The sequence below is a fragment of the Mycobacterium sp. genome, assembly GCF_008709575.1.
Taxonomy (GTDB): domain Bacteria; phylum Actinomycetota; class Actinomycetes; order Mycobacteriales; family Mycobacteriaceae; genus Mycobacterium.
Map to the genome: position 1 here is coordinate 21,893 of NZ_VYIK01000027.1, position 23,702 is coordinate 45,594.

25 protein-coding genes are annotated in these 23,702 nt (G+C 66.9%); 9 read left to right on the forward strand and 16 right to left on the reverse strand.

The genetic code is table 11. From position 1 onward, the window contains the following. Positions 1 to 21: 21 nt before the first annotated feature. Positions 22 to 1,746, reverse strand: coding sequence for an amidohydrolase family protein (locus F6Q13_RS08185; RefSeq protein ID WP_293054966.1), 1,725 nt, complete (start codon positions 1,744 to 1,746; stop codon positions 22 to 24). Then, the gene (locus F6Q13_RS08190; RefSeq protein ID WP_293054968.1) at positions 1,740 to 2,927 is read right to left on the reverse strand and encodes an amidohydrolase family protein; all 1,188 of its coding nucleotides are present in this window, start codon (positions 2,925 to 2,927) and stop codon (positions 1,740 to 1,742) included. The genes F6Q13_RS08185 and F6Q13_RS08190 overlap by 7 nt, the downstream gene beginning before the upstream one ends. Before the next feature lie 144 nt (positions 2,928 to 3,071). Between F6Q13_RS08190 and F6Q13_RS08195 the strand changes: the two genes are divergently transcribed. Both F6Q13_RS08195 and F6Q13_RS08200 read left to right on the forward strand, forming a co-directional pair. Next, a complete protein-coding gene (locus F6Q13_RS08195; RefSeq protein ID WP_293054969.1) occupies positions 3,072 to 4,070 on the forward strand; it encodes a glycosyltransferase 87 family protein in 999 nt (332 codons plus the stop codon). Continuing rightward, positions 4,067 to 4,375: a hypothetical protein gene (locus F6Q13_RS08200; RefSeq protein ID WP_293054971.1), complete on the forward strand. Its 309-nt coding sequence runs from the start codon at positions 4,067 to 4,069 to the stop codon at positions 4,373 to 4,375. Before F6Q13_RS08195 ends, F6Q13_RS08200 begins: the two co-directional genes overlap by 4 nt. Here F6Q13_RS08200 and F6Q13_RS08205 read toward each other — a convergent pair. Continuing rightward, complete coding sequence (locus F6Q13_RS08205) at positions 4,332 to 5,810, reverse strand: aldehyde dehydrogenase family protein (RefSeq protein ID WP_293054973.1); 1,479 nt, start codon at positions 5,808 to 5,810, stop codon at positions 4,332 to 4,334. The genes F6Q13_RS08200 and F6Q13_RS08205 overlap by 44 nt on opposite strands. 92 nt (positions 5,811 to 5,902) lie before the next feature. Here F6Q13_RS08205 and F6Q13_RS08210 point away from each other — a divergent pair, with 92 nt between their 5' ends. Beyond that, complete coding sequence (locus F6Q13_RS08210) at positions 5,903 to 6,994, forward strand: zinc-binding dehydrogenase (protein WP_293054975.1); 1,092 nt, start codon at positions 5,903 to 5,905, stop codon at positions 6,992 to 6,994. On the opposite strand, the gene F6Q13_RS08215 is transcribed toward F6Q13_RS08210, so the two are convergent. From F6Q13_RS08215 to F6Q13_RS08240, 6 genes are all read right to left on the reverse strand, one after another. Next, positions 6,978 to 7,172, reverse strand: coding sequence for a ferredoxin (locus F6Q13_RS08215; protein WP_293054977.1), 195 nt, complete (start codon positions 7,170 to 7,172; stop codon positions 6,978 to 6,980). The two genes, F6Q13_RS08210 and F6Q13_RS08215, sit on opposite strands and share 17 nt — an antisense overlap. 13 nt (positions 7,173 to 7,185) lie before the next feature. Next, a complete protein-coding gene (locus F6Q13_RS08220) occupies positions 7,186 to 8,361 on the reverse strand; it encodes a cytochrome P450 (protein WP_293054979.1) in 1,176 nt (391 codons plus the stop codon). A 62-nt stretch (positions 8,362 to 8,423) separates the two neighbouring features. After that, entirely contained in the window at positions 8,424 to 9,596 is a 1,173-nt protein-coding gene (hemW, locus tag F6Q13_RS08225) for a radical SAM family heme chaperone HemW (RefSeq protein ID WP_293054981.1), read from the reverse strand. A 32-nt stretch (positions 9,597 to 9,628) separates the two neighbouring features. After that, positions 9,629 to 10,003 (reverse strand): transglycosylase family protein, encoded by a 375-nt coding sequence (locus F6Q13_RS08230; protein WP_293054983.1) that lies wholly within the window; start codon positions 10,001 to 10,003, stop codon positions 9,629 to 9,631. After that, the gene (locus F6Q13_RS08235) at positions 10,000 to 10,560 is read right to left on the reverse strand and encodes a hypothetical protein (RefSeq protein ID WP_293054985.1); all 561 of its coding nucleotides are present in this window, start codon (positions 10,558 to 10,560) and stop codon (positions 10,000 to 10,002) included. The genes F6Q13_RS08230 and F6Q13_RS08235 overlap by 4 nt, the downstream gene beginning before the upstream one ends. A gap of 268 nt (positions 10,561 to 10,828) precedes the next feature. Continuing rightward, complete coding sequence (locus F6Q13_RS08240) at positions 10,829 to 11,383, reverse strand: hypothetical protein (RefSeq protein ID WP_293054987.1); 555 nt, start codon at positions 11,381 to 11,383, stop codon at positions 10,829 to 10,831. A gap of 415 nt (positions 11,384 to 11,798) precedes the next feature. Between F6Q13_RS08240 and F6Q13_RS08245 the strand changes: the two genes are divergently transcribed. Continuing rightward, the gene (locus tag F6Q13_RS08245) at positions 11,799 to 12,311 is read left to right on the forward strand and encodes a DUF732 domain-containing protein (RefSeq protein ID WP_293054989.1); all 513 of its coding nucleotides are present in this window, start codon (positions 11,799 to 11,801) and stop codon (positions 12,309 to 12,311) included. 21 nt (positions 12,312 to 12,332) lie between these two features. Here F6Q13_RS08245 and fdxA read toward each other — a convergent pair whose 3' ends face one another. Both fdxA and F6Q13_RS08255 read right to left on the reverse strand, forming a co-directional pair. Beyond that, entirely contained in the window at positions 12,333 to 12,659 is a 327-nt protein-coding gene (fdxA, locus tag F6Q13_RS08250; protein ID WP_293054991.1) for a ferredoxin, read from the reverse strand. Between the two features lie 81 nt (positions 12,660 to 12,740). Then, positions 12,741 to 14,099, reverse strand: coding sequence for an FAD-dependent oxidoreductase (locus F6Q13_RS08255; protein ID WP_293054993.1), 1,359 nt, complete (start codon positions 14,097 to 14,099; stop codon positions 12,741 to 12,743). Between the two features lie 319 nt (positions 14,100 to 14,418). Between F6Q13_RS08255 and F6Q13_RS08260 the strand changes: the two genes are divergently transcribed. Continuing rightward, positions 14,419 to 15,345, forward strand: a complete 927-nt coding sequence (locus F6Q13_RS08260) for a LysR family transcriptional regulator (protein WP_293054995.1) — start codon at positions 14,419 to 14,421, stop codon at positions 15,343 to 15,345. 14 nt (positions 15,346 to 15,359) lie between these two features. Here the strand turns inward: F6Q13_RS08260 and F6Q13_RS08265 are convergent, their stop codons facing one another. Genes F6Q13_RS08265 through F6Q13_RS08275 form a run of 3 tightly spaced genes read right to left on the reverse strand, consistent with a single transcriptional unit; the run spans position 15,360 to position 18,513 of the window. Next, positions 15,360 to 16,076 (reverse strand): sirohydrochlorin chelatase, encoded by a 717-nt coding sequence (locus F6Q13_RS08265; RefSeq protein ID WP_293054997.1) that lies wholly within the window; start codon positions 16,074 to 16,076, stop codon positions 15,360 to 15,362. Beyond that, entirely contained in the window at positions 16,073 to 16,810 is a 738-nt protein-coding gene (locus tag F6Q13_RS08270) for a phosphoadenylyl-sulfate reductase (RefSeq protein WP_293054999.1), read from the reverse strand. Before F6Q13_RS08270 ends, F6Q13_RS08265 begins: the two co-directional genes overlap by 4 nt. Then, positions 16,807 to 18,513 (reverse strand): nitrite/sulfite reductase, encoded by a 1,707-nt coding sequence (locus tag F6Q13_RS08275; protein WP_293055001.1) that lies wholly within the window; start codon positions 18,511 to 18,513, stop codon positions 16,807 to 16,809. The genes F6Q13_RS08270 and F6Q13_RS08275 overlap by 4 nt, the downstream gene beginning before the upstream one ends. A gap of 523 nt (positions 18,514 to 19,036) precedes the next feature. Between F6Q13_RS08275 and trxB the strand changes: the two genes are divergently transcribed. Together trxB and trxA are read left to right on the forward strand one after the other, a co-directional pair. Further along, positions 19,037 to 20,026: a thioredoxin-disulfide reductase gene (gene trxB / locus F6Q13_RS08280; protein WP_293055003.1), complete on the forward strand. Its 990-nt coding sequence runs from the start codon at positions 19,037 to 19,039 to the stop codon at positions 20,024 to 20,026. Beyond that, positions 20,023 to 20,364 carry a thioredoxin gene (gene trxA / locus F6Q13_RS08285; RefSeq protein WP_293055005.1) on the forward strand — a complete coding sequence of 114 codons (342 nt, stop codon included), beginning with the start codon at positions 20,023 to 20,025 and terminating at the stop codon, positions 20,362 to 20,364. The genes trxB and trxA overlap by 4 nt, the downstream gene beginning before the upstream one ends. Positions 20,365 to 20,626: 262 nt before the next feature. Here trxA and F6Q13_RS08290 read toward each other — a convergent pair whose 3' ends face one another. Both F6Q13_RS08290 and F6Q13_RS08295 read right to left on the reverse strand, forming a co-directional pair. Beyond that, positions 20,627 to 21,892: a competence/damage-inducible protein A gene (locus F6Q13_RS08290; protein ID WP_293055006.1), complete on the reverse strand. Its 1,266-nt coding sequence runs from the start codon at positions 21,890 to 21,892 to the stop codon at positions 20,627 to 20,629. A gap of 22 nt (positions 21,893 to 21,914) precedes the next feature. After that, positions 21,915 to 22,226 (reverse strand): MTH1187 family thiamine-binding protein, encoded by a 312-nt coding sequence (locus tag F6Q13_RS08295; RefSeq protein ID WP_293055008.1) that lies wholly within the window; start codon positions 22,224 to 22,226, stop codon positions 21,915 to 21,917. Positions 22,227 to 22,283: 57 nt separating this feature from the next. Here F6Q13_RS08295 and dtd point away from each other — a divergent pair, with 57 nt between their 5' ends. After that, the gene (gene dtd / locus F6Q13_RS08300; RefSeq protein WP_293055010.1) at positions 22,284 to 22,715 is read left to right on the forward strand and encodes a D-aminoacyl-tRNA deacylase; all 432 of its coding nucleotides are present in this window, start codon (positions 22,284 to 22,286) and stop codon (positions 22,713 to 22,715) included. A 25-nt stretch (positions 22,716 to 22,740) separates the two neighbouring features. Then, the gene (locus F6Q13_RS08305) at positions 22,741 to 23,643 is read left to right on the forward strand and encodes a class I SAM-dependent methyltransferase (RefSeq protein WP_293055012.1); all 903 of its coding nucleotides are present in this window, start codon (positions 22,741 to 22,743) and stop codon (positions 23,641 to 23,643) included. Positions 23,644 to 23,702 lie beyond the last annotated feature (59 nt).

Genomic DNA, 23,702 nt, shown 5'->3' on the forward strand with positions numbered 1-23,702 from the left:
ACGGTTCCCGCACGCTCAGGCTCAGCCATGGGCCGGCACCGTGTCGGTGTCGCGTCCGGAGCGCAGCACCGTGCCGGGGAGCGCGCCGGTGGCCGCCCCGTCGTGACACACCTCGACCCCGCCCACCAGCACCGAACTGATGCCGCGGGCATCGGCGACCAACCGCGGCGCGCCGGCAGGCAGGTCGTAGCGGGTTCGCTCCGGGCCGTGGCCGACGGTGGCCGGGTCGAACAACACCAGATCGGCGTGCCAGCCCGGCACGATCCGGCCGCGGTGACGAAGCCCGTACAGGCGCGCCGGCACATCGGTGATCAGCCGGACGGCCTCCTCAAGGGTGACCACCTGATGCTCGCGCACCCCGTGGCCGAGCAGCGACGTGGTGTAGATCGCGCCGCACATCATGTCCAGGTGCGCTCCGGCATCCGAGCCGCCGATCACCGCGTCCCGGTGCCGCCACACCTGGGCGCGTGCCCGCCAGTCCGCGGCCCCGTCGCCGGTCGCCGGCGGTGTCAGCCCGGTGCGCAGCTCGTCGGCGATCACGATGTCGCACAGCGTGTCGAACGGTTCGCGACCGCGGATGGCGGCGACTTCGCCGACAGAACGCCCTGTCGCGTCGGCGTTTTCCGCGGCGAACGTCTCGACGACGAGCAGGCGCTCCCAGTGCGCCAGGCCGCGTAGGATGCCGGCCTCCTCCGACTGCGCCCCGTCGGCCAGGCGGTGACGCACGTGCGGATCCGCCAGGGCGCGCAGCCGCTCGGGCACCGGCAGATGCATGACCTCACGCCAGCCCGGCAGCCCGTCGAGCACGAAACCGGTGAGAAACGAGAGCCGGATCTGCATGGCATGCGGCAGGGTGAGCGCCACGACCCGGGCACCGCGCTCGGCGGCGATCTCCGACGCCCTCAGCTGCTTTTGGTGTCCGGCCGGGTTGGCCGCCGACACGCCCAGCACGTTCCAGTTCAGCGGCCGGTCGGCAGCCCGTGACATGTCGGTGAGCAAGGTGATCTCGTCGTCGCTGAACCCCGACAGACAGCCCGGGACAATCGCCTCCAGGGTGCTGCCCGGATGCCGGCGCAGCCCGGCGGCCAGCGCGAGCAGCTCCTTGCGCGACGCGCTGCGCGACGGCACCGGCTGCCCTGCGCCGTCGTTATGGGTGTGCGACTGCGACGTCGACAACCCCAGCGCCCCTTCGGCCAGCGCGCCTTCGAGCAGCTCGACCATGCGCTCGAGTTGTTCGTCGGTGGCGTCGCCGCCGACCGCGTCGTCGCCCATCGCCGCCAGCCGCAGCACCGAATGACCCACCAGAAATCCGGCATTGACGGCGATACGGCCGTCCAAGCGGGCCAACCAGTCGCCGAACGATGACCACCGCCAGTCCAGTCCGGCCTGCAGCGCCTCTAGTGGCATACCCTCGACCCGCGCGAGCATCCGGGTGAGATAGTCCTGCTGGCCCGCCGCTGCGGGTGCCAGCGTGAAGCCGCAGTTGCCGCCGATGACTGTGGTGACCCCGTGCTGCACCGACGGACTTGCGGTGGGATCCCAGAGCAGTTGCGCGTCGTAATGCGTGTGCAGGTCGACAAAGCCCGGCGCCAGTACCTGCCCGGCCGCGTCCACCGTACGCACCGCGGTGTCGGCGATCTCACCGACCGCGGCGATCCGCCCGTCCTTGATTCCGACGTCACCGTGGTACGCGGACATCCCGGTGCCGTCGACAATTTCGGCATTCCGGATCACGAGGTCTAACATCGTAGCCACCCCGCATCCGGCAGCGGATGACGGAATAGCTGTGCGGCGTTGCGGTGGGTGATGCGGTCGACGTCCTCGGCAGACAAGCCCGTGACATTGCGCGCGATTACCTCCTGGGTGTCCGGCCAGGTGGAATCGGCGTGGGGATAGTCGCTTTCGACGAGAATGCGGTCGGCCCCGATCGCGTCCAGCGCACCGAACGCGTGCGGGTCGTCGATCGAGCAGAACCAGAAATTGCGCCGCAGTACCTCGCTGGGCAGCAGTTCGGATTTCCAGGAGCCGCCCTCACGACCGGACGCCGAGTGGGCCAGCACGTAGTCGGCGCGATCGCCGAGCATGGCCGCCCAACCCAGCCCGCCTTCGGCCAGCGTGATGTTCAGTCTGGGGAAGCGCACGGGGACACCGGACCAGAGCATGTCGGCGCAGGCGACCAGGCCGTTGACCGGGAACAGGGTGGTGATGGTCTCGAAGGGGGTGTCCGGCGCCGGGATCGGCGCCCACTGAGCCGATCCGGTGTGCAGGCACACCACGGTGTCGGTTTCTTCGCACGCGCCGAAGAACGGATCCCACACCCCGCTGTGCAGGCTCGGTAGCCCGCATTGGGCGGGCAGCTCGGGGAAGCTGACCGCCTTGAAGCCACGGGCGGCGTTGCGGCGGATCTCCTCGGCCGCCAGCTGCGGGTCGGCCAGCCAGGGTAGCTGCAGCGGGATTATTCGCTCCGGGTAGCTGCCCGCCCACACCTGCAGGTGCCAGTCGTTCCAGGCCCGCAGCACCGCCAGGCCCAGCTGCTGGTCCTTGCTCTTCCAAAAGACCGTGCCGCAGAACCCGGCGATCAGCGAGGGAAAGTTCAGCGAGGCCCAGATACCGGCCAGATCCATGTCGGCGATGCGGGCGGTGATGTCCCAGCAGCCTCGGCGCATCTCGTCGAACCGGGCCGGTTCCATGCTCCATTCCGCCGGCGGCCGGCCCACCACGGCGTTGAGCCCGATATTGGGATATCGGCAGTCCTCGTACTGCCACACCTGGCGCCCGTCGTCGGTCTCCACCACCCGGGGTGCCCGGTCGGCCAGCGCGGCGGGTAGCCGTCCGACGAACATATCGGGCGGCTCGATGACGTGGTCGTCGACCGAGATCACCACGTACCGTCGCGCACGCGGAGCCGGGTCCGGCAGCAGCGCCATAGCGCAAGCTAACGACGGGTTCCCTACGCTGTCAACGCGCGAGTCGTCACCCGCAGCTTTTCGCCTTCCTGGACCAAAGGACGCCCAGTTGTGCTGGGACCGGTCGTGCACAGGTAGCCTGATCCACCGATGCGAGGCGGCGACATGAGGGTGCAGCCGTGGGTGCGCCGTGGTGGCCCTGCCGTGTTGGCCGTGGCGCTGCTGCTCTACCTGATGGCCTATGCCCGCTGGCCCGCCATGCTGGTCCAGGTCGACCTGCAGGTGTACCGCTTCGGAGCGATGCGAGCACGGGACGGACTTGATCTGTACTCGGCTGGGCTGACCGGCAATCCGAAGACTTTGCTGTTCATCTACCCACCGTTCGCGGCTCTTGCGCTGCGGCCGCTGGCCTACGTCGCCGAGCCGTTGGTGCAGGTGCTCTGGTTGGCATCGATGTGCGGGTTGCTCACCTATGCGATCCGGCGCATGCTGACCGCGATGGGCCTTGCCGTATCCCAGGGACTGTGGAGTCTGACAGCGTTATTGCTCGGCCTGGTGCTATGGCTTGAGCCGGTTCGGCTTTCGCTGCAGCTGGGTCAGATCAACGTCGTGATCCTGACCCTGGTGCTGGCCGATTTGCTGGCTGACACGCAACGCAAGTCGGCCGGCGTCGGCATCGGGCTGGCGGCCGCGATCAAGTTGACCCCCGCCTTGCTCATCGTCTACCTCGTCGCGATCGGCCGCCTGCGCGCGGCGCTGGTAGCCGGGGCAACGCTCGCCGCCACCATTGTCGTGGGGTTCGTACTGCTGCCGGCGGATTCGGCTTTTTACTGGCTGCGGGGAGGCTTCCACGATGTCAGCCGGATCTCGGTCGACCCGCTGGCCAATACCGGTGTCGGCGGATTGCTGACGCGGCTGCACGCCCCTGCGGCGCTGGCCACCGCGGGGGCGGTGGTCGTCGCAGTGGCTGCGGTGACCCTTGCCGCGGCCAGCTACCGGCGCGGGCAGCGCGTTTTGGCTCTCGCCATCGTCGGAATGGCCTGCGCGGCGGCGTCGCCGTTTAGTTGGAGCCATCACTGGGTGTGGTTCGCACCGTTGACAGTGCACCTTCGGCGGCGTCGCCGTTTAGTTGGAGCCATCACTGGGTGTGGTTCGCACCGTTGACAGTGCACCTCGGGTACCGGGCCTATGTGCTGCGTTGCGGCGGTTCGGCCTGGGTGTTGTGGCCGCTGTGGGCCACGCTCGCCGGTTGGTTCCGCTCGCTGCGCGGTGCGAGCCCGGAGGCGGGCCTGCTCTCGGTGCGACTCGGCGGCGTCGGGGCCGACCTGATCTCCGGCAGCTACGTGTTCGTGTTCGTCGCCGTGCTGATCGGCACGGCGGTGTGGTTATGGCGTTCCGGCCGGCGACCCGCCCCGGACATCGCGGTCACCGCGGCGCCGGTTGACGTACGAACGCCCGCGGCTGAGTGAACGCCCGGATCCCCTCGACACCGAGTTCTCGGCCGATGCCCGACTGGCCGACCCCGCCGAACGGCAACCGCGGGTCTTGGGCGGCCATGCCGTGGCAGTTGACACTGACGGTGCCGGCGACCAATTCGGCGGCGACCCGTTCGGCCAGCGCGTCGTCGGCGGTCCAGATCGACGCGGTCAGGCCGAAATCGGTGGCGTTAGCCGCGGCCACCGCTTCATCGATGCTGTCGTAGCCGAAAATCGGCAACACCGGACCAAACTGTTCCTCGGTCGCCAGCGCCGCATCCGGCGACAAATCCGTGACGACGGTCGGCAACACGAAATAGCCGCCGCTGTCGGCATCGCGCAGTCGTCCGGCGCGATAGACTCTTGCACCGCGCGCCTCGGCGTCAGCGACGAGGCCGCGCACCCGGTTCCGGCTGGCCGCGGTGTGCAGCGGGCCGAGAGTGGTCTCCTCGTCCAGGCCGTCGCCGACCACCTCACGGGCACAGCGCGCCAAGACCGCATCGGTCAGTTCGCCCACCCGTCCGCGGGGTGCATAAAGCCGTTTGATCGCCATGCACACCTGCCCGGCGGTGGTGTAGGTCGCGGTCACCAGCCGGTCGACGAGTTGATCGCTGACCGCGATGTCGGGTCCGAGGATCGCGGCGTCGTTGCCGCCGAGTTCCAGCAGCACCGGGGTGAGCCGCGCCGCGGCGGCCGTCATCACCGCGCGTCCGGTCGCCGCTCCGCCGGTCAGCGAGATCACGGCAATGCCCGGATGGCTCACCAGGGCCCGTGCCAACTCGGAGCCCGGTCCGGCAAGCACATTGACCACGCCCGGCGGCAGCGCGGTGGCGAATGCCGCACCGAAGTGTAGTGCGGCCAGCGGACAGGTCGGCGGCACCTTGACCACCGTGGTGTTGCCGGCGACGAGCGCCGAGGCCAGTTTGGTCGTCATCAAAGCCAGCGGCCAGTTGAACGGAAGCACGAGTGCGGCGACGCCATAGGGCTCACGCTGCAGCCGTGGACAAGCCGCAGGGGGGTCGAGGTACTCGGGTGCCAGGGCCGCCTCGGCCATCGACCCGAGCAGCGATGCGACCACCGGAGCGGTGTCGAGCTCGAAGCGCGCCTCGGCGAGCACCTTGCCGTGCTCACGGGTGTAGAGCCGGGCGGCGTCGGCGGCGGCGAGCTGCTGTGCGGCCGTGGCCGCCGCGCTGGCGACGGCCGCGACCCGTTCGGCGACGGTGCGGCCGCGCCAGCCCGGAAACGCCCGGCGCGCCGCCTGCACCGCGGCGTCGAGCTGGTCGAGGTCGGCGGCCGGGGCATACCCGACGATCTCGGTTGGCCGGGCCGGGTTGTGCACCGGGTACGGGGCGCCCGGCTGCGCCGTGCCGTCGATCGTGAGCATCGCCGCCAGGCTCACCGGCGACATGTCGGAAGAACGTGCGGCCATGGCTTTGTCTCCTTGACGGCTTTGTCTCCTTGACCCGGTGCAGTCGTGCCGCCATCGTAAGACGGTATGACGCCGATCACAGATCTCCTCGCGTGAAAGGGGTGGTGCTGGCCGAGGTCGGCCGGCCCGCCGCGGTGCAGGATCTCGTGCTGCGGCCGCTGGGCCGCCACGAGGTCCGGGTCCAACTGGCCGCCAGCGGCGTGTGCCACAGCGACCTGTCACTGCGCGACGGGTCGATACCGACACTGCTGCCGTGCACGCTCGGGCACGAAGGTGCCGGCATCGTCACCGAGGTCGGCGACGACGTCACCACTATCTGCCCGGGGGCACGGGTCGTGCTGACCTGGAGCGTGCCCTGCCGCCGTTGCCCACACTGCCTGCGCGGAGAGGCCCAGCTGTGTGTGCACGGTTACGACCACGCCTACGGCGACCCCTATGCGCACAGCGCCGCGGGCCCGGTGTGGCCGGCGCTGGGCGTTGGCTCCCTGGCCGAGGAGACCCTGGTTCCGGCCGCGGCCGTCGTGCCGGTCGACTCGTCGCTCTCGCTGGATCACGCGGCGCTGCTGGGCTGCGGCGTCACCACCGGAGTGGGCGCCGTACTGCGAACGGCGGCAGTGCGTCCAGGCGAGAGCGTGCTGGTCATCGGTTGCGGCGGGGTGGGTTTGGCCGCGATCCAGGGAGCTCGGCTGGCCGGTGCGGCGGACATCATCGCTGCCGACCGCGTCGCCGCCCAGCTGCCGGCTGCGATGGCCAACGGCGCCACCGACACCCTCGATGCCAGCGAGGTCGACCTGGTCGCCGCCGTGCGCGACCGCACCGGCGGCGCCGGGGTCGATCATGCAATCGAGGTGGTCGGCAAGCCCGCCACGATCCGCGCGGCCTATGACGCAACCCGCCGGGGTGGCACCGTCACGCTGGTGGGTGCGGCCGGGATCACCGAAGAAGTAGTGTTTCCCGCGCTGTCGTTGATGGCCGACGGCAAGACCATCCGCGGCAGCGTCTACGGCGCGAGCGATCCCGCGCGCGATATCCCGGTGCTCGCCGAGCTCGCCCGCCGCGGCCGGCTCGACCTCGAGGCGCTGGTGACCCGGCGCATCGGCATCGACGACGTCGAGCGGGCCTTCACCGACATGGCCGCCGGGCAGGGGGCGCGCAGCCTCGTGTGCTTCAGCCAGACAGCATGATCGCTTGTTCGGGACAGTTCTGCTCGGCGTTGACGGCCTGTTCCCGCAGCGCCTCGCCGACCTGCGCGACTCGCACGATGCAGTGCCCCACCTCATCGGCGTCGAACACATCGGGTGCCAAGGTGTAACACCGTCCGTGCCCGACGCAGCGCTCCGCGTCAACGGCGACGTGGATCATGATCAACGGCCTGTCATGACGCGGTCACCGGGAAGATCAGCGGCAGCGCCTCCACCGACCGCAGACCCCGGGTGTATCTGAGCTCGACACCGGGTTTGATCTCGTAGTCGGGAATGCGCCGATGAAATTCCCGCAATGCCACCCGCAGTTCCATGCGGGCCAGGTGCGAACCCAGGCAGCGGTGCGGGCCGCCGCCGAACGCGCGGTGCCGGTTCGGGTTGCGCCGGAAGTCGACGCGTTCGGGGTCGGGAAACTCGGCCGGGTCGGTGTTAGCCGCACCAAGCAGCGGGCTGACCCGCTCCCCCTTCTTGATCGGGCATCCGGCCACCTCGATATCCTCAATGGCCACCCGAGCGACCCCCGGCACCGGCGTCTCCCAGCGCAACAGCTCCTCGATTGCGCTGGGCAGGATATCGGGCTCGTCGATCAATTGCCGACGGTGCTCGGGATGCCGCGCGAGGTAGACGAAGAAGCAATCCAGCGAATCGGTCACCGTGTCCAGCCCCGCGATGAGAAACAGGAAACAGATGTCGAGCAACTCTTCGCGGGACAGCGGTCGACCCTCGATCGTCGCCGCGATCATCGCGGAGAGCAGGTCGTCGCGGGGGTTGGCGATGTGCTCGTCGATGGCACGCTCGAAGTAGTCATAGATCTGGAGTGCCACCGGCGCCGCGGCCTTGCCGTGCTCGGTGTAGCCGCGCACTCCTTCCGGACGGATCACGCCATCCTTCCAGGCCAAAAAAGTTTCGAGGTCCTCGAGCGGCAGACCCAGCAGCTGCAGGAACACCGTGCACGGCAGCGGCACCGCGAACTCGGCGTGGAAATCGCATTCGCCGCGGTCGACGAAGGTGTCGATCATCTGGTTCACCATTTCGGTGACACCCGGTTCACGCCGGGCCATCTCGCGCGGAGTGAACAACGGATCAAGGATGCGGCGGTATTTGGCGTGTTCGGGCGGGTCGATTTGGAGCGGGATCAGCGGGCGCAGATTGCCCAGATCGACCGCGTCCATGTTCGACGAGAACACCTCGGTGTGCTTGAGCGCCATCTCGATGTCGGCGAGGCTGCTCAGGACCACTGACTGCGGCGAGCGGAACACCGGCGCGGACTCCCGCAGCGCCTTGTACATCGGCTGAGGCTCCGCCAGGCCGGCCATCGCCTGATCGACATATCCTTCGAGGTCTGTCATGCCGCTTAGCGTGACACCAACCTCGGCGCGAGGCAACAATCCGGCGCGCGTCCGGCGTTGTCTCAGCCCAGCAGAGTGCGCACCACCGCGTCGGCGAGCAGCCGTCCGCGGTCGGTGAGCACCAATCGATCGCCCTCGCTCACCAGCAGCCCGTCGCTGACGGCGACCGCGGCGCGCTCGCGCTCGGGGCCGTCGAGCAGCCCGACCGGCAACCCCCGGCGCAGGCGAATCCTGAGCATCACGTCCTCGATGTGCCGAGCTTGGGCATCGAGCTGCTCGAAACCGGCGACCGGCAGCCGAGCTTGCTTCAAATGTTGGGCATAGACGTTGGGGTGCTTGACGTTCCACCAGCGCGTTGTGCCGACGAAACTGTGCGCGCCGGGGCCGGCGCCCCACCACTGGCCGCCATCCCAATAACCGAGATTGTGTCGGCACTGACCACCGGGGCGGCTCCAGTTGGATACCTCGTACCACTGCAGACCGGCCGCGGCCAGCAGCGCATCGGCCAGCTCGTAGCGCCGCGCCAGAACGTCTTCGTCCGGCACGGCGAGCTCGCCGCGCCGGACACGCCGCGCCAGCGCGGTACCCTCCTCGACGACCAGCGCGTAGGCCGACACGTGATCGACGTCGGCGTCGAGTGCCGCATTCAGCGACCGGATCAGGTCGTCGTCGGATTCCCCCGGAGTGCCGTAGATCAGGTCCAGGTTGACATGCTCGAACCCCGCGGCCTGTGCCTCTTTGGCCGCAGCTGCCGCCCGCCCCGGCGAATGAACCCGGTCCAGGGTGGCCAAAACCCGCGGCGCCACCGACTGCATGCCCAGCGACAGCCGCGTGTAGCCGCCGTCGCGCAGCGCGGCGAATAGCTCAGGCGACGTCGACTCCGGGTTGGCCTCGGTGGTCACCTCAGCACCGGGTGTCAGGTCGAACTGCTGCCGCACCGTGTCGAGGATCGCGCACAGCCGGGCGCCGCCCAGCAGCGAGGGCGTCCCGCCTCCGACGAACACGGTGTCGACCGCCGGACCGCCCAGTCGCGTGGCTGCCAACTCGAGCTCCGATGCCAACGTCCGCAGCCAGGTGTCGGGGTTGACCCCGCCCAGCTCGGCTGGGGTGTACGTGTTGAAATCGCAGTAGCCGCACCGGGTTAGGCAAAATGGCACATGCACGTAGACCCCGACCGGTGTGCCCGGGGTCAGCTGCACGTCGGGCAGGTCGACAGACGGCGGATGCGAGGTCATCACATCCGATCATCTCCGGCCGCAGTGAACCGTTACACGTCCGCCATCAAGGTCGTCAGGTAATTGGTCAGGGAGCCGACCGGCGCGTTTGCCGTGGTGCTGGCCTGGGCGCAGGTGGGCCAGGCACCCGGTCCCTGGGTGGCCATGATCCGCTTTCCTACGGCGATCTGCTCGGCGGGACTGGCTTGTGAGGGCAACCCCGCGGTGCCGCCGTTGGCTTGCCACGTCGGTTCGGTGATCTGCAGGCCACCGTAGTCACCGTTGCCGGTGTCAGCCGCCCAGTTGCCGCCGGATTCGCATTGGGCAATCGCTTCCCAGTTGACCGGCTCCGCGGCGGCGGTGTCCCCGTAAAGTACGAGAGACACCGCGATCAGCCCGGCCGCCGTCCATCCCACGCACCGCTTCATGTCAATTCCACCTCGCTGGCCAGCCAACGGCCGTCGACTTTCTCCATGGTCATCCTGATCCGGCTGTGGTCAATTTGCGGGTCCGGCGACGCCGCGCTGGTCACCGCCTGGTCGACCAGCATCAAAACCACTACTTTGTTCGGACTGGCCGACTTGACCGCCGCCTCGACAACCGTTCCGCGCGTGGTTATCTGGTTGTCCACCAGAAGCCGGCGAAGGCGGTCGCGGGACTTGACGTGTCGACCCTGAAACTCCCCCGTCGACCCGCTCTCGACGTCGGCGAAATGCTGGTCGATCGTGTCGGCATCGAAATTGGCCAGCCGGAAAGCGTATTTCTGCGCCGCGTCGAACGCCTGTGCCGCAGCGACGTCGGCCTGGTGACGCTGGTACTCCGTCCAGCCCAGATAACCCGCTCCGGTCAGGGCGACAACCAGTGCGGCAGCCGCCAGCCGACGAAGCGCCAGGCGCGACGCCGTTGTGGTGGTGGTGTTTTCTTCACTCCCGCCGGAAACCGGGTCACGTCTGAGGTATTGCCAAAGGTCATGCCAAAGTTTCATGTCGATCACCTGTCTGCGGGACGCGCGCACCCGCCCGGTGCGGGGCGCATGCAATGCCGAAGACATCTTCGCCTGAACAGGCCGACATCACTATGCAAGACAAGCGGTTTGGTACAAGATTGTTGCTCGCCCGTGACCAGGGATTCGGGGCAACCGCGGGCGGGCCAGCGATTCTGCGCGCATTGTCAACCCGGAATGGTCGGCGAGGCTCAGGGCGGCTGCGGTAGCTTGCCGGCAACGTGGCCGGCTCCACCCGGCCTCACCATGCTCACGGTGCCAGTCGGACGTGACCGTGACCTTGCGGTGGCGGCAGGGACGGCGGCGTCTGCTCCTGCGGTGCGGGTCCCTCCCCTGGTCCCGGTCCTTCCGGTAGCGCGGGATTGCCGGGGTGAGATGGCAGCGGCCGTTTGGCAGCTGGCGGTGTCGCGATCCGCCGCGGGGTCGGGTCTTTCGTCGGCGCCGGGATCTGGGGCAGCTCAGGTGAGTTGTCTCCAGAGGGAAGGGGCTTGATCAGGATGGTGAAGACCGCGCCGGGTATGGCAGAGCCCGATCGAACACCCTTGGGGTCCGATGCGAAAGCATCCCCGGCTGCGTATTCCGGTCGCGCTTCCGGGTCGTCGATCACTAATGGCGTCAGTTTCCACAAAGCGTCTGCGGTATGGGCTTCGCTGTGCCGGTCTGCAGGAACCGCTATCGATCCCAGCCGCATCGAATCCCACAACGTTGTGGCAGCCGCGTTTTCGTATTGAGCGATGATCCGCGCGGCCGACGTCGGCAGCACGAGCACGCCCAGGACGACGACGGCGAGGCCAAGCGCTTTCATCGGTGCCCAGCTATCGGCGGGCTGCGCCGACGGATGCGCACGGCACGCGCCGTGCACTCCCATCGCAGTTCGAATGCATTGAAAACGAGGCTGATTGGTTAAAGAACCCTGTGATGAAGCCATGACGATCCTGACATGCCGACTATCACCGGCGGGTAGGCCGAATCCTTCCCCTACCAGCTGAAATTCCTGACACCTATCACACTACTCCGGTGCTGGGGCAGTTGGCTGAATCTTTTTGGGGTAACCCTTTTGGCGCGTTTGCGGGCGTCGCAACCACGAGTTGTCTGATCCTGACAGTTCTGCTGTGGAGCGGCAGCGACTGCTGGTATGCCGACACCGGCACCGTAACCTCGTCGGCCCGCGTTCGACGGCGTAGCCTCGAGAGCATTGGGACAGTTAACGGAGAACCACCATGATCTCTGCCACCTCAAATCCCATGCCTTGGCCAGCTCAGTTCGGCCCCGGTCTGAAACCGGCCACGACGGCAAACAAGCCTGACGCGGCCCCGGAACAGAGATCTCAACGGCCGCGGTTAGGGGGTGCGGGGCGGAGTTGCGTCCGGCGCGTCACGTTGACAGGGGCCCTGTTCGGCGTCACCGCCGCGGCCGTGATCGCCGCGACTGCGTTTGGCAGTGCGGCAAACGCCGATCCCAACCAAGATCAGCAGTTTCTGGCACTTTTGGAGGAAGAGGACATCGGCGCCATCGATGGCGTGCCGGAGCTCATCGCCCGGGCCCACGATATCTGTCACGAACTCGACGGCGGCGCCTCGGTGCCCGCCATAGCGCAGCAGGAAGCCAACATCGCCTATGACGACAATCCGAGGTTGCGCCTCGTCCCCGCCCGCGTGCACACCACCGTGCTCAGGTTCATCACCGCGTCGGTGGACGTCTACTGTCCCTATGAGCAGGACAAGCTTCCGTGAGCATCCGTACGGCGGGTTGACTTACACGCTTTCGGCTCTGCTTTCCAGATTCTTTACCGCGGGCGGGTCGTTCTCGGTCATTCCGACCTTCGCGGCGCCGCCGGGTGACCCCAGCTCGGCGAAGAAGTCGGCGTTGATCTGGATGTAATCGCTGTATTGGTCCGGGAGATCGTCTTCGTAGTAGATGGCCTCGACCGGGCACACCGGCTCGCAAGCACCACAGTCGACGCATTCGTCGGGGTGAATGTAAAGCATCCGGGCGCCCTCGTAGATGCAGTCGACCGGGCACTCCTCGATGCAAGCCTTGTCTTTGAGATCGACGCAGGGTTCGGAAATGACGTATGTCACCGCAGGTGTCCTTCCTTGTTGTCAGTCGCGTTGCACGTCACGTTGCCAGCCGACCGGCTAGCGAATGCAGTCCCGCAGCGCTCAGCCGTGGCCGACCCGCAGGAGGTCGTCAAGGGTGCTGAGTTTGACGCGGGGTCGGCCCAGTGGTTGCCCGGCAGAGCATTCGTAGTCGTCGATACGTTTCCAGTGCGCATGGGTGACCAGTTTGGGTTGACGTGAGGTCAGCCAATCAGCAAGTTCGCGGGCGTGGTCGGCGCCGAAGTCGGCGAGTTCGCCTTTGGCCAGATCGGCCAGCAGGGTGTCGACGGTGTCCTGGGAGTCTTTTTTATTGGTGCCGATGACCCCGGAGGGACCGCGTTTGATCCAGCCGACGACATACTCGTTGCGCCGCCCTGTTATCCGACCGTCGGTGTTGGGGATGGTGCCGCGTCCCTCGTCGAAGGGCAGGCCCGGTATGGCCACACCCCGGTAACCCACGGCCCGCACCACCAGCGCCGCGGGCAGCTCCTCTCGGGCACCGGTGTCTTTGGCCACCATCCGGCCGCTGGAATCGCTGACCAGCTCGTTGCGGCCGAGCACAATGCTTTCCACCTTGCCATTTCCCTTGATTTCAATCGGCGAGGTGAAGAACCGGAACACAATGCGGCGGTGCCCCGGCCGGGAAGTGCGACCGGCGTAGTCGCGCAGTACCTTGATGTTGTTCTTGGCGATCTTGCCCGCCGCTGCGGCGTCCTCGTCGCTGATGCCCTCCAGATCGGCGGGATCCACTACCACGTCGACACCCTCGAGCTCTCCCAGCTCGCGCAGTTCCAGAGTGGTGAATGCGCTTTGCAGGGGACCGCGCCGACCAAGCAGCACCACCTCCGCGACTCCGCGCGAGCGCAGCGACTCCAGGGCATGATCGGCGATGTCGGTGACCGCGAGCTCGGCGGGATCAGTCACCAACATGCGCGCGACGTCGAGGGCCACGTTGCCGTTGCCCACCACGACGGCTCGGGCTCCCGACAAATCGGGCGCCATCTGCGCGAAGTGCGGGTGCGCGTTGTACCAGCCGACGAAGTCGACCGCCGCGACACTACCGGGCAGCTGTTCACCGGGAATGCCCAGGGCACGGTCGGACTGCGCCCCGACGGCATAGATCACCGCATCGTAGCGCTCGGCAAGCTCGCTGGCCTGGACCTGCTCGCCGATCTTGATATTGCCGAAAAATCGGAAACGCGGGTCTTCGGCGATCTTTTCGAACTGCTGGCTGACCGACTTGATCTTGGGGTGATCGGGAGCCACACCGGATCGCACGAGACCCCAGGGCGTCGGCAGCATCTCCAGCATGTCTACCGCGACGTCGATGTTCTCTGTGGTGTCGGCGGCCTTCAGCAGCGCTGCTGCCGCGTAAAAGCCCGACGGGCCCGATCCCACGATCGCGACGTGGTATGGACGCATACGCAAAGCCTCCTGCAGCCATGAAAATCGCGACGAACAGGCTACCCCGTACCGCGACGACGATGACGCGGCACGGGTGCCTGCGCCTGGTTGGATAGCCGGCCAGTTCCCTCTTTCATCGTTCTTGATTCAGCCTATCGGCAGTAGAGGTCTCGGTATTGTGGAGTCACAATAGATAATTGTGAGCCATCGGGGCCGACGCGGCCCGTCGCGGATCACCCGGGTCGTCCTTGAATCGTGTCGGCGCCGAACGACAGTGTTTCGCCAGTGCATACAAAGCTGATTTGTGATTCGATTGAGGACGGTGCTCAGTTCTCGTATGCCTGATATCGCTTCCTTCGAAATCTTTCTGGCGATCGCCAGAACGGGCAGTCTCGGCGCGGCCGCCCGTGAATTCGGGCTGACCCAGCAGGCCGTGTCGGCACGGCTGGCGTCGATGGAGGCGCAGATAGGGGTGGGCTTGGCGGTCCGGACCACTCGAGGCTCGCAGCTCACGCCTGCCGGTGCCGCCGTCGCCGAGTGGGCGGCCCGCTTGATCGACGTCGCCCACGAGGTCGACACACACCTGAGCTCGTTGCGTGCGGAAAGCCGGCAGCGGGTCAAGGTGGTGGCCAGCCAAACGGTCGCCGAACAACTCATGCCCAACTGGCTGGTCTCTTTGCGGTCGGCCAGACCAGACGGTGCCACGCCCGAGGTGATTTTGACTGCGACCAATAGCGAACGTGCAATCGCATCGGTTCGCGACGGCACCGCCGACCTGGGTTTCGTCGAAAGCCCTGGTCAACCCCAGGGATTGGGCAGCTGCGTGGTTGCCCGAGACGAACTGGTGATCGTCGTGCCGCCGGAGCATAAATGGGCGAAGCGGTCCGGCGGCGTGAGCGCCTCCGAGCTTGCCCAAACACCGCTGGTTTCGCGCGAACCGCACTCCGGCATTCGCGATTCATTCACAGCGGCGCTGAAGCAGGCACTTGGCGACGACCTGCAACAAGCACCACCTGTGCTCGAATTGTCTTCTGCCGCAGCGGTGCGTGCCGCTGTTCTTGCGGGCGCAGGCCCGGCGGTTATGAGCAGGTTGGCGGTGGCCGACGATCTGGCAACCGGCCGACTGCGCGCCGTCGCCGTTCCTGAGTTGAACCTGCGGCGTCGGATTCGCGCGATCTGGGCCGGGGGCAAGACGCCTCCTGCGGGCGCGATACGCGAACTGCTCAGCCACATCAACAGCCGTGCTTCGAAGCGTCGCCGATGACGACTGCACTCGCCTCAGGCCGCGGCCCGGACCGACACCGCGCGGTCGTAGCGGTCCAGCAACGTCTCGGCCACCAGTCGGTGCGCACCCAGCGGCGCTGCCATCGCGATCCCAGCCTCGCGCGCATAGGCCTGCACCCGGTCGGGCAACAGCCCCGGCGCTAAGAACCACGGCGCAATAACGAGTCGACGGGCTCCGCGGCGTCGCAACTCATCGGCGGCAGCGGCCACCGAGGGCTGCGGGCCGGTGGCGAAAGCCATCATGGCACCCACCCACCGGGTGCCGGCCGCAAGTTTGGCCGCCACTGTCGCGGTACGGGCATTGACCGCGCCGTCCGACGAGCCGATCGCGACCATCACCACACCCAATCCGCGGTCACGGTCGCAAACACCCAACTCGGCAAGCCGCTCGTGCACCACCGAGACCAGCCGGTCATCTTCGCCCAAGACCTCGGCCTGTCGCACACCGTGCGCAGCGGCACGGACGATTTGGTTGGGGATGTCCACGCGGGCATGGTATGCCCTGGCCAACAGCAAGGGCGCCACGACAGCCCGACGGGCATCGCGAAGACCGGCCAGCACATCGACGAGATTCGGGGTGTTCTGTTCGCAGAACGCCACCCGCACGTCCAGGCCCGGCCGCAGCCGCTCGACCAACTCGGCCACGGCGCACACGTTAGCGGCCGATCGTGGATCTTTGCTGCCGTGTGCGGTGAGCACGAGCGGGTTCATGAGATATGCAACCCGCATTCGGTCTTGGACTGTCCCTGCCAGCGCCCGCTGCGCGGGTCGGCGCCCGGTGCCGGCTTGCTGGTGCACGGGGCACAGCCGATCGACGGATACCCTTCTTCCACCAACGGGTTGACCAGCACGTTGTTTTGGGCGATGTAGTCGGCCATGTCCTGATCTGACCAGGCGGCCAGCGGATTGATCTTCACCAGTTTGAACGCTTCGTCGAAGCTGATCAGCGGCGCATTGGCGCGTGTTGGTGCGTCGACGCGGCGCAGCCCGGTCACCCAGGCGTCGTATCCGGCGAGAACTTTGGTCAACGGAACGACTTTACGAAGCCGGCAGCACTCGTTGGGGTCGCGGGCGAACAGATCCTTGCCGAGCAGTTCGTCCTGCTCGGCCACCGTGTGCTCAGGGGTGACGTTGATCACGTGGATGTCGTACATGGCTGCGGACGCATCGCGGGTGCCTACGGTCTCCGCGAAGTGATAGCCGGTGTCCAGGAACAGAATCGGCACGCCCGGGCGCACCTTTGCGGCCAGATCCACTAGCACCGCGTCCTGCATGTTGGACGCGACAACGTACCTGCAGGTGGTCCAGTCACCGTCGGCACCGCCGAAGTTCTCGTCGGTCCAACGCAACAGGTCGATTGCGCCGGCGCCGTCGAGGTCCTTGGCGCCGCGCTCGGCCACCTCGCGCAGTTCCTGCTCGGAAAATGTCCTGTCCCTGGTGGTCATCGCAGCTCCGCCTCGTCAGCTCGCATAGCCCACTGTGCGAAGCGTTCGCCGTTTTGGCGTTGCTCGAGAAACTTGCGCGTCACCCGATCGATGTAATCGCCGATTTCATCGCTGGTGACCTTGTGCTGGCGTAACTTGCGGCCGAAATTGCTCTCTTGGCCCAGGCTGCCGCCGAGGTGTACCTGGAAACCCTCGACCGAGCCGCCGTGGCCGTCGTCGACCATCTGGCCCTTGAACCCGATATCAGCGACCTGGACACGGGCGCACGAGTTGGGGCAGCCGTTGAGGTGCACACTGATCGGCACGTCGAGTGTGGAATTGATGTCGGCCAACCGTTCTTCCAGCTCGGGCACCAAGGTCATGGCGCGGACCCGGGTCTCGGCGAACGACAACTTGCAAAACTCTATGCCGGTGCAGGCCATGGTGTTCCGGCGCCACGGGGAGGGCTTGGAGGGCAGACCTAAGCCGTCCAGACCTGCGACCATTTCGTCGACCATGGCATCGGGCACGTCCAAGATGACCAGTTTCTGGTACGGAGTGAGCCGCGCCCGTTCCGATCCGGCTTTCTCCATGAGATCAGCCACCGCGCACAACGTGGTTCCGGAAACCCGGCCCGCGATCGGCGCGACGCCGATCGCGTTGAGGCCGTTCTTCTGCCGCTGAACGCCCACATGGTCGATCGGTTGCTTGGGTGGCTCGGGCGCCGGGCCGTCGATCAGCTTGCGACCCAAATACTCGTCTTCGAGAACCTGGCGGAATTTTTCCACGCCCCAGTCTTTGACCAGGAACTTCAGCCGCGCCTTGGAGCGCAGGCGTCGGTAGCCGTAGTCGCGGAACACACTGGTGATGCCCTCCCACACATCGGCCACCTCCTCGAGCGGAACCCACGCGCCGAGCCGCTGGGCCATCATCGGGTTGGTCGACAAGCCGCCGCCCACCCACACGTCCATTCCGGGACCGTGTTCGGGGTGGTTGACCCCGATGAACGCGACGTCGTGGGTCTCGTGGGAGACGTCCTGCAAGCCCGAGATCGCGGTCTTGTACTTGCGCGGCAGGTTCGCATAGTCGGGGTTGTTCATGAAACGCCGCACGGTCTCCTCGATGGCCGGGGTGGCGTCGAGAACCTCGTCCAGTGATTCACCGGCCAGCGGCGAACCGTGGAAGCTGCGTGGGCAGTCGCCGCAGGCCTCGGTGGTGGTCAGGCCGACCGATGCCAGCCGGTCCCAGATCTCGGGAACGTCTTCGATGCGGATCCAGTGGTACTGGATGTTCTCCCGGTCTCCGATGTCGGCCGTGTCCCGGGCAAATTCCTGGGAAAGCTGACCCAGCGTGCGCATCGTCGTGGCCGACAACGCCTTCCCGTCGGTGCGCACCCGCATCATGAAGCTGTTTTTGGCTTCGATGGTGTCGATGTTCTCGTCGCCGGTCCAGCTGCCGTCGTAGCCCTGCTCCCGTTGGGTGTAGATCCCCATCCAGCGGAAACGTCCCCGAAGATCATCCAGAGGAATGCTGTCGAATCCTTCTTTGGCGTACTTGTTGAGGATCCGATCCCGCACATTCAGGGGCCCGTCCTCCTGTTTGAATCTCTCGTTGTCGTTGAGCGGCTCCCGCTCACCGAGCGCCCACTGTCCCTCACTCCGCGTCTTAGCGGGCGCCTTTGCGGGACCCTTTGTGGGACCCTTTGTGGGATGAGGTGTTGTCATCGACCCTTCATCTCCTTCATAGAAATCGCTGGCCTGGATCACGAGCATCGCCGTTGACGAAATATCCCGCGCCCGCCGACCCGACCGCGTGGCGGCGGTCATGTCCGGTCAAGCCCACAACAACGAGGTCCCCGTTGATCAGCGCGCGCTAGGACGCGACGGTACTTCGCTCAACTCTACGGGTCACAGCCACGATCGTTCCTCCGCCCCGACAACCCAGGTAGAGGCTCGACTGTTGTGAGGCCACAACAGCGCGTTGTGCCCAACGCCGCCTGCGCCGCCGTCGAGGCGTCTGAGCAGGCCGAACCGGGCCGGCCCGGAGTTTCGAGTCGACGGAAATGAGGTGGTGTGAGCCCTCTCACGTGGCCGCGGCGACCGGATTAACACGGTGTCACAAAATGTGTACCGGCGACGATTCTGTGGTACATCTTCGCGCAGGCCGACTGGGCTGCTACTGGCACAGCCGCCGATGCGACCTAAGCTGAAAAATACCGCGGCTGGAGTTGCTGACTGGAAGGTGTTTATGACGGCTAGCAGTGATGTACATGAGGTGATTGTGATCGGCTCCGGGCCGGCGGGATATACCGCGGCGTTATATGCGGCACGGGCTCAACTGGCGCCGGTGGTGTTCGAGGGTACCTCGTTCGGTGGGGCGTTGATGACGACGACCGAGGTGGAGAATTACCCGGGCTTTCGCGACGGCATCACCGGGCCGGAGTTGATGGACCAGATGCGGGAGCAGGCACTGCGGTTCGGCGCCGACTTGCGGCCGGAAGATGTCGAGTCGGTGTCGCTGACCGGACCGGTCAAGTCGGTGGTGACCAGCGAGGGGGACACTTATCATGCGCGGGCGGTCATTCTGGCCATGGGCGCCGCCGCGCGCTATTTGCACGTACCGGGCGAGCAGGAACTGCTGGGCCGGGGTGTCAGCTCGTGTGCGACCTGCGACGGGTTTTTCTTCCGTGACCAAGACATCGCGGTGATCGGCGGCGGGGACTCGGCGATGGAGGAAGCCACCTTTTTGACCCGCTTTGCCCGCAGTGTGACGATCGTGCATCGCCGCGAGGAGTTCCGGGCGTCCAGGATCATGCTGGAACGGGCCCGCAACAACGACAAGATTCGGTTTGTCACCAATAGTGTGGTGGTGGCCGTGGAAGGCGAGAATTCGGTCACCGGGCTCAGGCTGCGCGACACCGTCACCGGTGCGGAATCCAGCCTGGCGGTGACCGGGATGTTTGTCGCAATCGGCCACGATCCGCGTTCCGAGTTGGTCCGTGATGTGCTCGAGTGCGACTCGGACGGCTACGTGGTGGTGCGCGCACCGAGTACCCAGACCTCGCTGGCGGGGGTGTTCGCCGCCGGGGATCTGGTGGACCGTAACTACCGTCAGGCCGTCACCGCTGCGGGCACCGGTTGCGCAGCGGCGATCGACGCCGAACGCTGGCTGGCCGAACATGCCGGGTCCGGCGAACCCGGAAGCACCGACAGTGATCTGATTGGAGCTCAGCAATGACCAACACGGATAACCCCACCGCTCCGGTGACCGTTTCTGACGCGTCGTTTGCCACCGACGTGTTGTCGGCCAGCACGCCCGTGCTGGTTGATTTCTGGGCCACCTGGTGTGGGCCGTGCAAAATGGTGGCCCCGGTCCTGGAGGAGATCGCGGCCGAAAAAGCCGGCCAGCTCACCGTCGCCAAGCTCGACGTCGACGCCAATCCCGAGTCCGCCCGCCAATTCCAGGTCGTGTCCATCCCCACCATGATCCTGTTCAAAGACGGTCAACCGATCAAACGCATCGTCGGCGCCAAGGGCAAAGCCGCGCTACTCCGGGAAATCGGAGACGCCATCTGATAGCGACCTGCGGCTCGGCGGGGCAGCTGACACGCGCCACTGGTGCGCTCAGCCCGGCCTGGTCCGGTACGACGATGTCGATGGGCTGTTCGCCGAATGGGGCGTTGCCGGTGTTCGGGAAGTGGTACAGGGACTTTCAGCTCACCGCCGAACCACCAAATCCGCCGACGCCGTCGGTCGCGGCAGTCCCGGCCCGCTCCCCGGAAGGCCTTCCGGGGAGCGGGGCGGACAGCCGATGCTATGCCGGACGCACGGCTCAGGATCAGTGCTCGCTCAGCACACGCCGCAGCAGATGCATCGCGACCGTCGTCGAGCGCTCTCGCACGTCAGCGCGATCGCCGGGCAGGTGGGCGGTTCGCGTCAGCGAGCGACCGTCGGCCAGTGACACCGTGAAGCACACCGTGCCCACGGGTTTGTCCTTGGTTCCCCCGCCCGGACCGGCGACGCCGGTGATCGCGACCGCGGTGTCCGCCCCGAAGCGGCGCAGTGCACCGGCGGCCATCGCCTCCGCGACCGGTTCGGAGACCGCGCCGTGCAGGTCGATCAGCGCGGGATCCACGCCGAGCAGCTGCGCCTTGGCCGCGTTGGCATAGGCCACCACCCCACCGGCGACGTAGGCCGAGGATCCCGGCCGCTCCGTCAGCCGGGCCGCCAGCAGCCCGGCGGTGCACGACTCCGCCGTGGCGATTCGCCGGCCACTCAGCAACCGCGCGACCAGCTCGTCCACCGTCGATCCGTCTTCGGAAAAGAGATATTGACCATGCTTTTGCCGAAGGAATTCGACCAGCCTCCGGTACACGTCGGCAAACTCAGGCTCGTAGCGGGTGACGATTTCGATCTCCCCGCGCCGCAGGCAGGTGGTGATCTCCAGCGACCCGAACCCCGGGAGCCGCTCTTGGGCGTCACGCAGGGTTTGGGCCAACCCGGATTCCGGCAACCCGAACAGTCGCAGCGTGCCCTGCCGGTAGCTGGTGCGCCCGGCGATGGCCTGCTGAACAGCCGGCGTCGACACCGCGGCTCGCCACATCGGCTGCAGTTCGCGCGGCGGCCCGGGCAGCACCACCACAGTCGGCGTGCCGGGCACCACCAGGCCCGGTGCGGTTCCCACCGGGTCGAGCGTCAGTGCTCCGGCCGGAATCATCGCCTGCTTGCGGTTGGCCGCCAGCAGCGCCTCCGCGTCTCCGCTGTCGATGCGGGCCATCAACGATGTCACGATCGCGGCGATCTTGTTCTCAAGCTCGGGGTCCAATACCAGCTCACGACCGCAGAACCGGGCCACGGTCGCCACGGTCACATCGTCGGCTGTCGGCCCCAGTCCCCCGCTGGTCACGATCAGGTCCACCGCTTCGTCAGCCAGGAACCGCAGCTGCGCCTCGATGTCAGCGGGCCGATCACCGCAGATCATGATGTGGGCCGGCTCGACACCGAGCTCGAGCAACTGCTCGGCGATCCACGGGCCGTTGCGGTCGGCGACCCGCCCGGTCAACACCTCGGTCCCGGTGACGACGATTCCCGCGCGCGCACTCACCAGTACGACACTAAAGTGCGCGCTACGGCTTCGGCGTGCCCAGGTGACGTTCCACCGATTCGGTCTTCGACGTCATCGCATCGGTCACGCCGGTGCGCCAGTCGACCTTGATCACCGCGCTGACCCGCGACGCGCGGGCCGCCACCGCCTCGACAGCGCGCTGGACGACGCCCATCACTTCGGCCCAGGTCTCGCCTTCGACTTCGGTGAACATCGCCTCGGTCTTGTTGGCCAATCCGGACTCGCGGACCACCCGCACCGCCTCGGCGACGTACTCCCCGACACTCTCCCCGGCACCGAGCGGGGTGACCGAGAACGCGACCAGCACCGACACGCACCGACACTACCTGCGGCGCCGTCGGCACCACCGGGGCATGGCAGCATCGGACCCATGCGGGTGCTGGTGCAACGCGTCGCCACTGCGACGGTATCGGTGGACCAGCAGGTGGTGGGTGCGATCCAGCCCGACAGCCAGGGACTGCTCGCGTTCGTCGGGGTCACCCACGGCGACGACGTCGACAAGGCCCGCCGACTCGCCGAAAAGCTCTGGCAGTTGCGCATCCTCGACGACGACCAATCCGCCGCCGACATCGCTGCGCCGATCCTGGTGGTCAGCCAGTTCACCCTCTACGCCGACACCGCGAAGGGCCGGCGCCCGTCCTGGAACGCCGCCGCGCCGCGCGCGGTCGCCGAGCCGCTGGTCACGGTGTTCGTCCGGGAGCTGCAGAACCTGGGTGCCCGGGTGGAATCCGGCTGTTTCGGTGCGCGGATGCAGGTCGAATTGGTCAACGACGGCCCAGTGACCGTTCTGTTGGAACTATGACGATGGCCAACCATGGAGGAGAAGCATGACGGTGCGCTCCGACGACGACGAGTGGGACATCGTCAGCAGCGTGGGTTACACCGCGCTGGTGGTGGCCGGCTGGCGGGCTGTGCACGCTCTCGGTCCGCAGCCGTTGGTTCGCGACGAGTACGCGAAGCACTTCATCGCGGCGTCGGCCGATCCGTATCTGACCGGGCTGCTGGCCACTCCGGCGCGAACCGAGGGCGCCATGGTGTTTCCGCGGCTGTACGGCGTACAGACCCGGTTCTTCGACGAGTTCTTCATGTCGGCCACGGCGGACGGCATCCGCCAAGCGGTGATCATCGCCGCGGGACTGGACTCCCGGGCATTCCGGCTCGACTGGCCCAGCCGAACGACAGTGTTCGAGGTGGACCAGCCGAAAGTCCTGGAGTTCAAATCGCGGGTGCTTACCGAAAAAGGTTTCGAACCGGCTGCTCGACGCAAAGTCGTCGCCGCCGATCTTCGCCACGACTGGTCAATACCATTGCAGGCGGCAGGATTCGACCCGCAGGCTCGCACGGCCTGGTCGGTCGAGGGCGTACTGCCCTACTTGACCGGCCAGGCGCAGGATGCGCTCTTGGCCCGCATCAGTGCGCTTTCCGCAGCGGGCAGCCACTTGGCGATCGGCGCCCTGGGCTCGCGGCACACCTGGGATCAGCTTGCCGCGCTGGAGAAGAGATATCCCGGGCTGCTGTCCGGTGGTGCCGACTTCTCCGCGCTGACCTACGACGAGCAGACCAAGACCCCGCCCGCCCGCTGGCTGGCCGATCATGGGTGGACCGTTGATCCGGTCCGCAACACGCTGCAGCTGCAAGCCGGCTACGGGCACACGCCGCCTGACGTCGATGTTCAGGTCGATGCCGTCTTGCACTCCGAATACATCACCGCGACCGCGAAAGTGCAATGATACACCTCTGTCAACGTCACGCGGCAGGTCGTGTGTTGTGCCGGTTGCGGATGTGGGTG

Bases quoted from the DNA above. Each gene is read 5' to 3' on its own strand.
- F6Q13_RS08240 (WP_293054987.1), bottom strand. From the start codon at position 11,383: ATGAAAGCGCTTGGCCTCGCCGTCGTCGTCCTGGGCGTGCTCGTGCTG.
- F6Q13_RS08185 (WP_293054966.1), bottom strand. From the start codon at position 1,746: ATGTTAGACCTCGTGATCCGGAATGCCGAAATTGTCGACGGCACCGGG.
- F6Q13_RS08215 (WP_293054977.1), bottom strand. From the start codon at position 7,172: ATGATCCACGTCGCCGTTGACGCGGAGCGCTGCGTCGGGCACGGACGG.
- F6Q13_RS08220 (WP_293054979.1), bottom strand. From the start codon at position 8,361: ATGACAGACCTCGAAGGATATGTCGATCAGGCGATGGCCGGCCTGGCG.
- F6Q13_RS08305 (WP_293055012.1), top strand. From the start codon at position 22,741: ATGACGGTGCGCTCCGACGACGACGAGTGGGACATCGTCAGCAGCGTG.
- F6Q13_RS08260 (WP_293054995.1), top strand. From the start codon at position 14,419: ATGCCTGATATCGCTTCCTTCGAAATCTTTCTGGCGATCGCCAGAACG.
- F6Q13_RS08270 (WP_293054999.1), bottom strand. From the start codon at position 16,810: ATGACCACCAGGGACAGGACATTTTCCGAGCAGGAACTGCGCGAGGTG.
- F6Q13_RS08255 (WP_293054993.1), bottom strand. From the start codon at position 14,099: ATGCGTCCATACCACGTCGCGATCGTGGGATCGGGCCCGTCGGGCTTT.
- F6Q13_RS08265 (WP_293054997.1), bottom strand. From the start codon at position 16,076: ATGAACCCGCTCGTGCTCACCGCACACGGCAGCAAAGATCCACGATCG.
- trxB (WP_293055003.1), top strand. From the start codon at position 19,037: ATGACGGCTAGCAGTGATGTACATGAGGTGATTGTGATCGGCTCCGGG.
- F6Q13_RS08195 (WP_293054969.1), top strand. From the start codon at position 3,072: ATGAGGGTGCAGCCGTGGGTGCGCCGTGGTGGCCCTGCCGTGTTGGCC.
- dtd (WP_293055010.1), top strand. From the start codon at position 22,284: ATGCGGGTGCTGGTGCAACGCGTCGCCACTGCGACGGTATCGGTGGAC.
- F6Q13_RS08235 (WP_293054985.1), bottom strand. From the start codon at position 10,560: ATGAAACTTTGGCATGACCTTTGGCAATACCTCAGACGTGACCCGGTT.
- F6Q13_RS08230 (WP_293054983.1), bottom strand. From the start codon at position 10,003: ATGAAGCGGTGCGTGGGATGGACGGCGGCCGGGCTGATCGCGGTGTCT.
- F6Q13_RS08205 (WP_293054973.1), bottom strand. From the start codon at position 5,810: ATGGCCGCACGTTCTTCCGACATGTCGCCGGTGAGCCTGGCGGCGATG.
- F6Q13_RS08275 (WP_293055001.1), bottom strand. From the start codon at position 18,513: ATGACAACACCTCATCCCACAAAGGGTCCCACAAAGGGTCCCGCAAAG.
- trxA (WP_293055005.1), top strand. From the start codon at position 20,023: ATGACCAACACGGATAACCCCACCGCTCCGGTGACCGTTTCTGACGCG.
- hemW (WP_293054981.1), bottom strand. From the start codon at position 9,596: ATGACCTCGCATCCGCCGTCTGTCGACCTGCCCGACGTGCAGCTGACC.
- F6Q13_RS08190 (WP_293054968.1), bottom strand. From the start codon at position 2,927: ATGGCGCTGCTGCCGGACCCGGCTCCGCGTGCGCGACGGTACGTGGTG.
- F6Q13_RS08245 (WP_293054989.1), top strand. From the start codon at position 11,799: ATGATCTCTGCCACCTCAAATCCCATGCCTTGGCCAGCTCAGTTCGGC.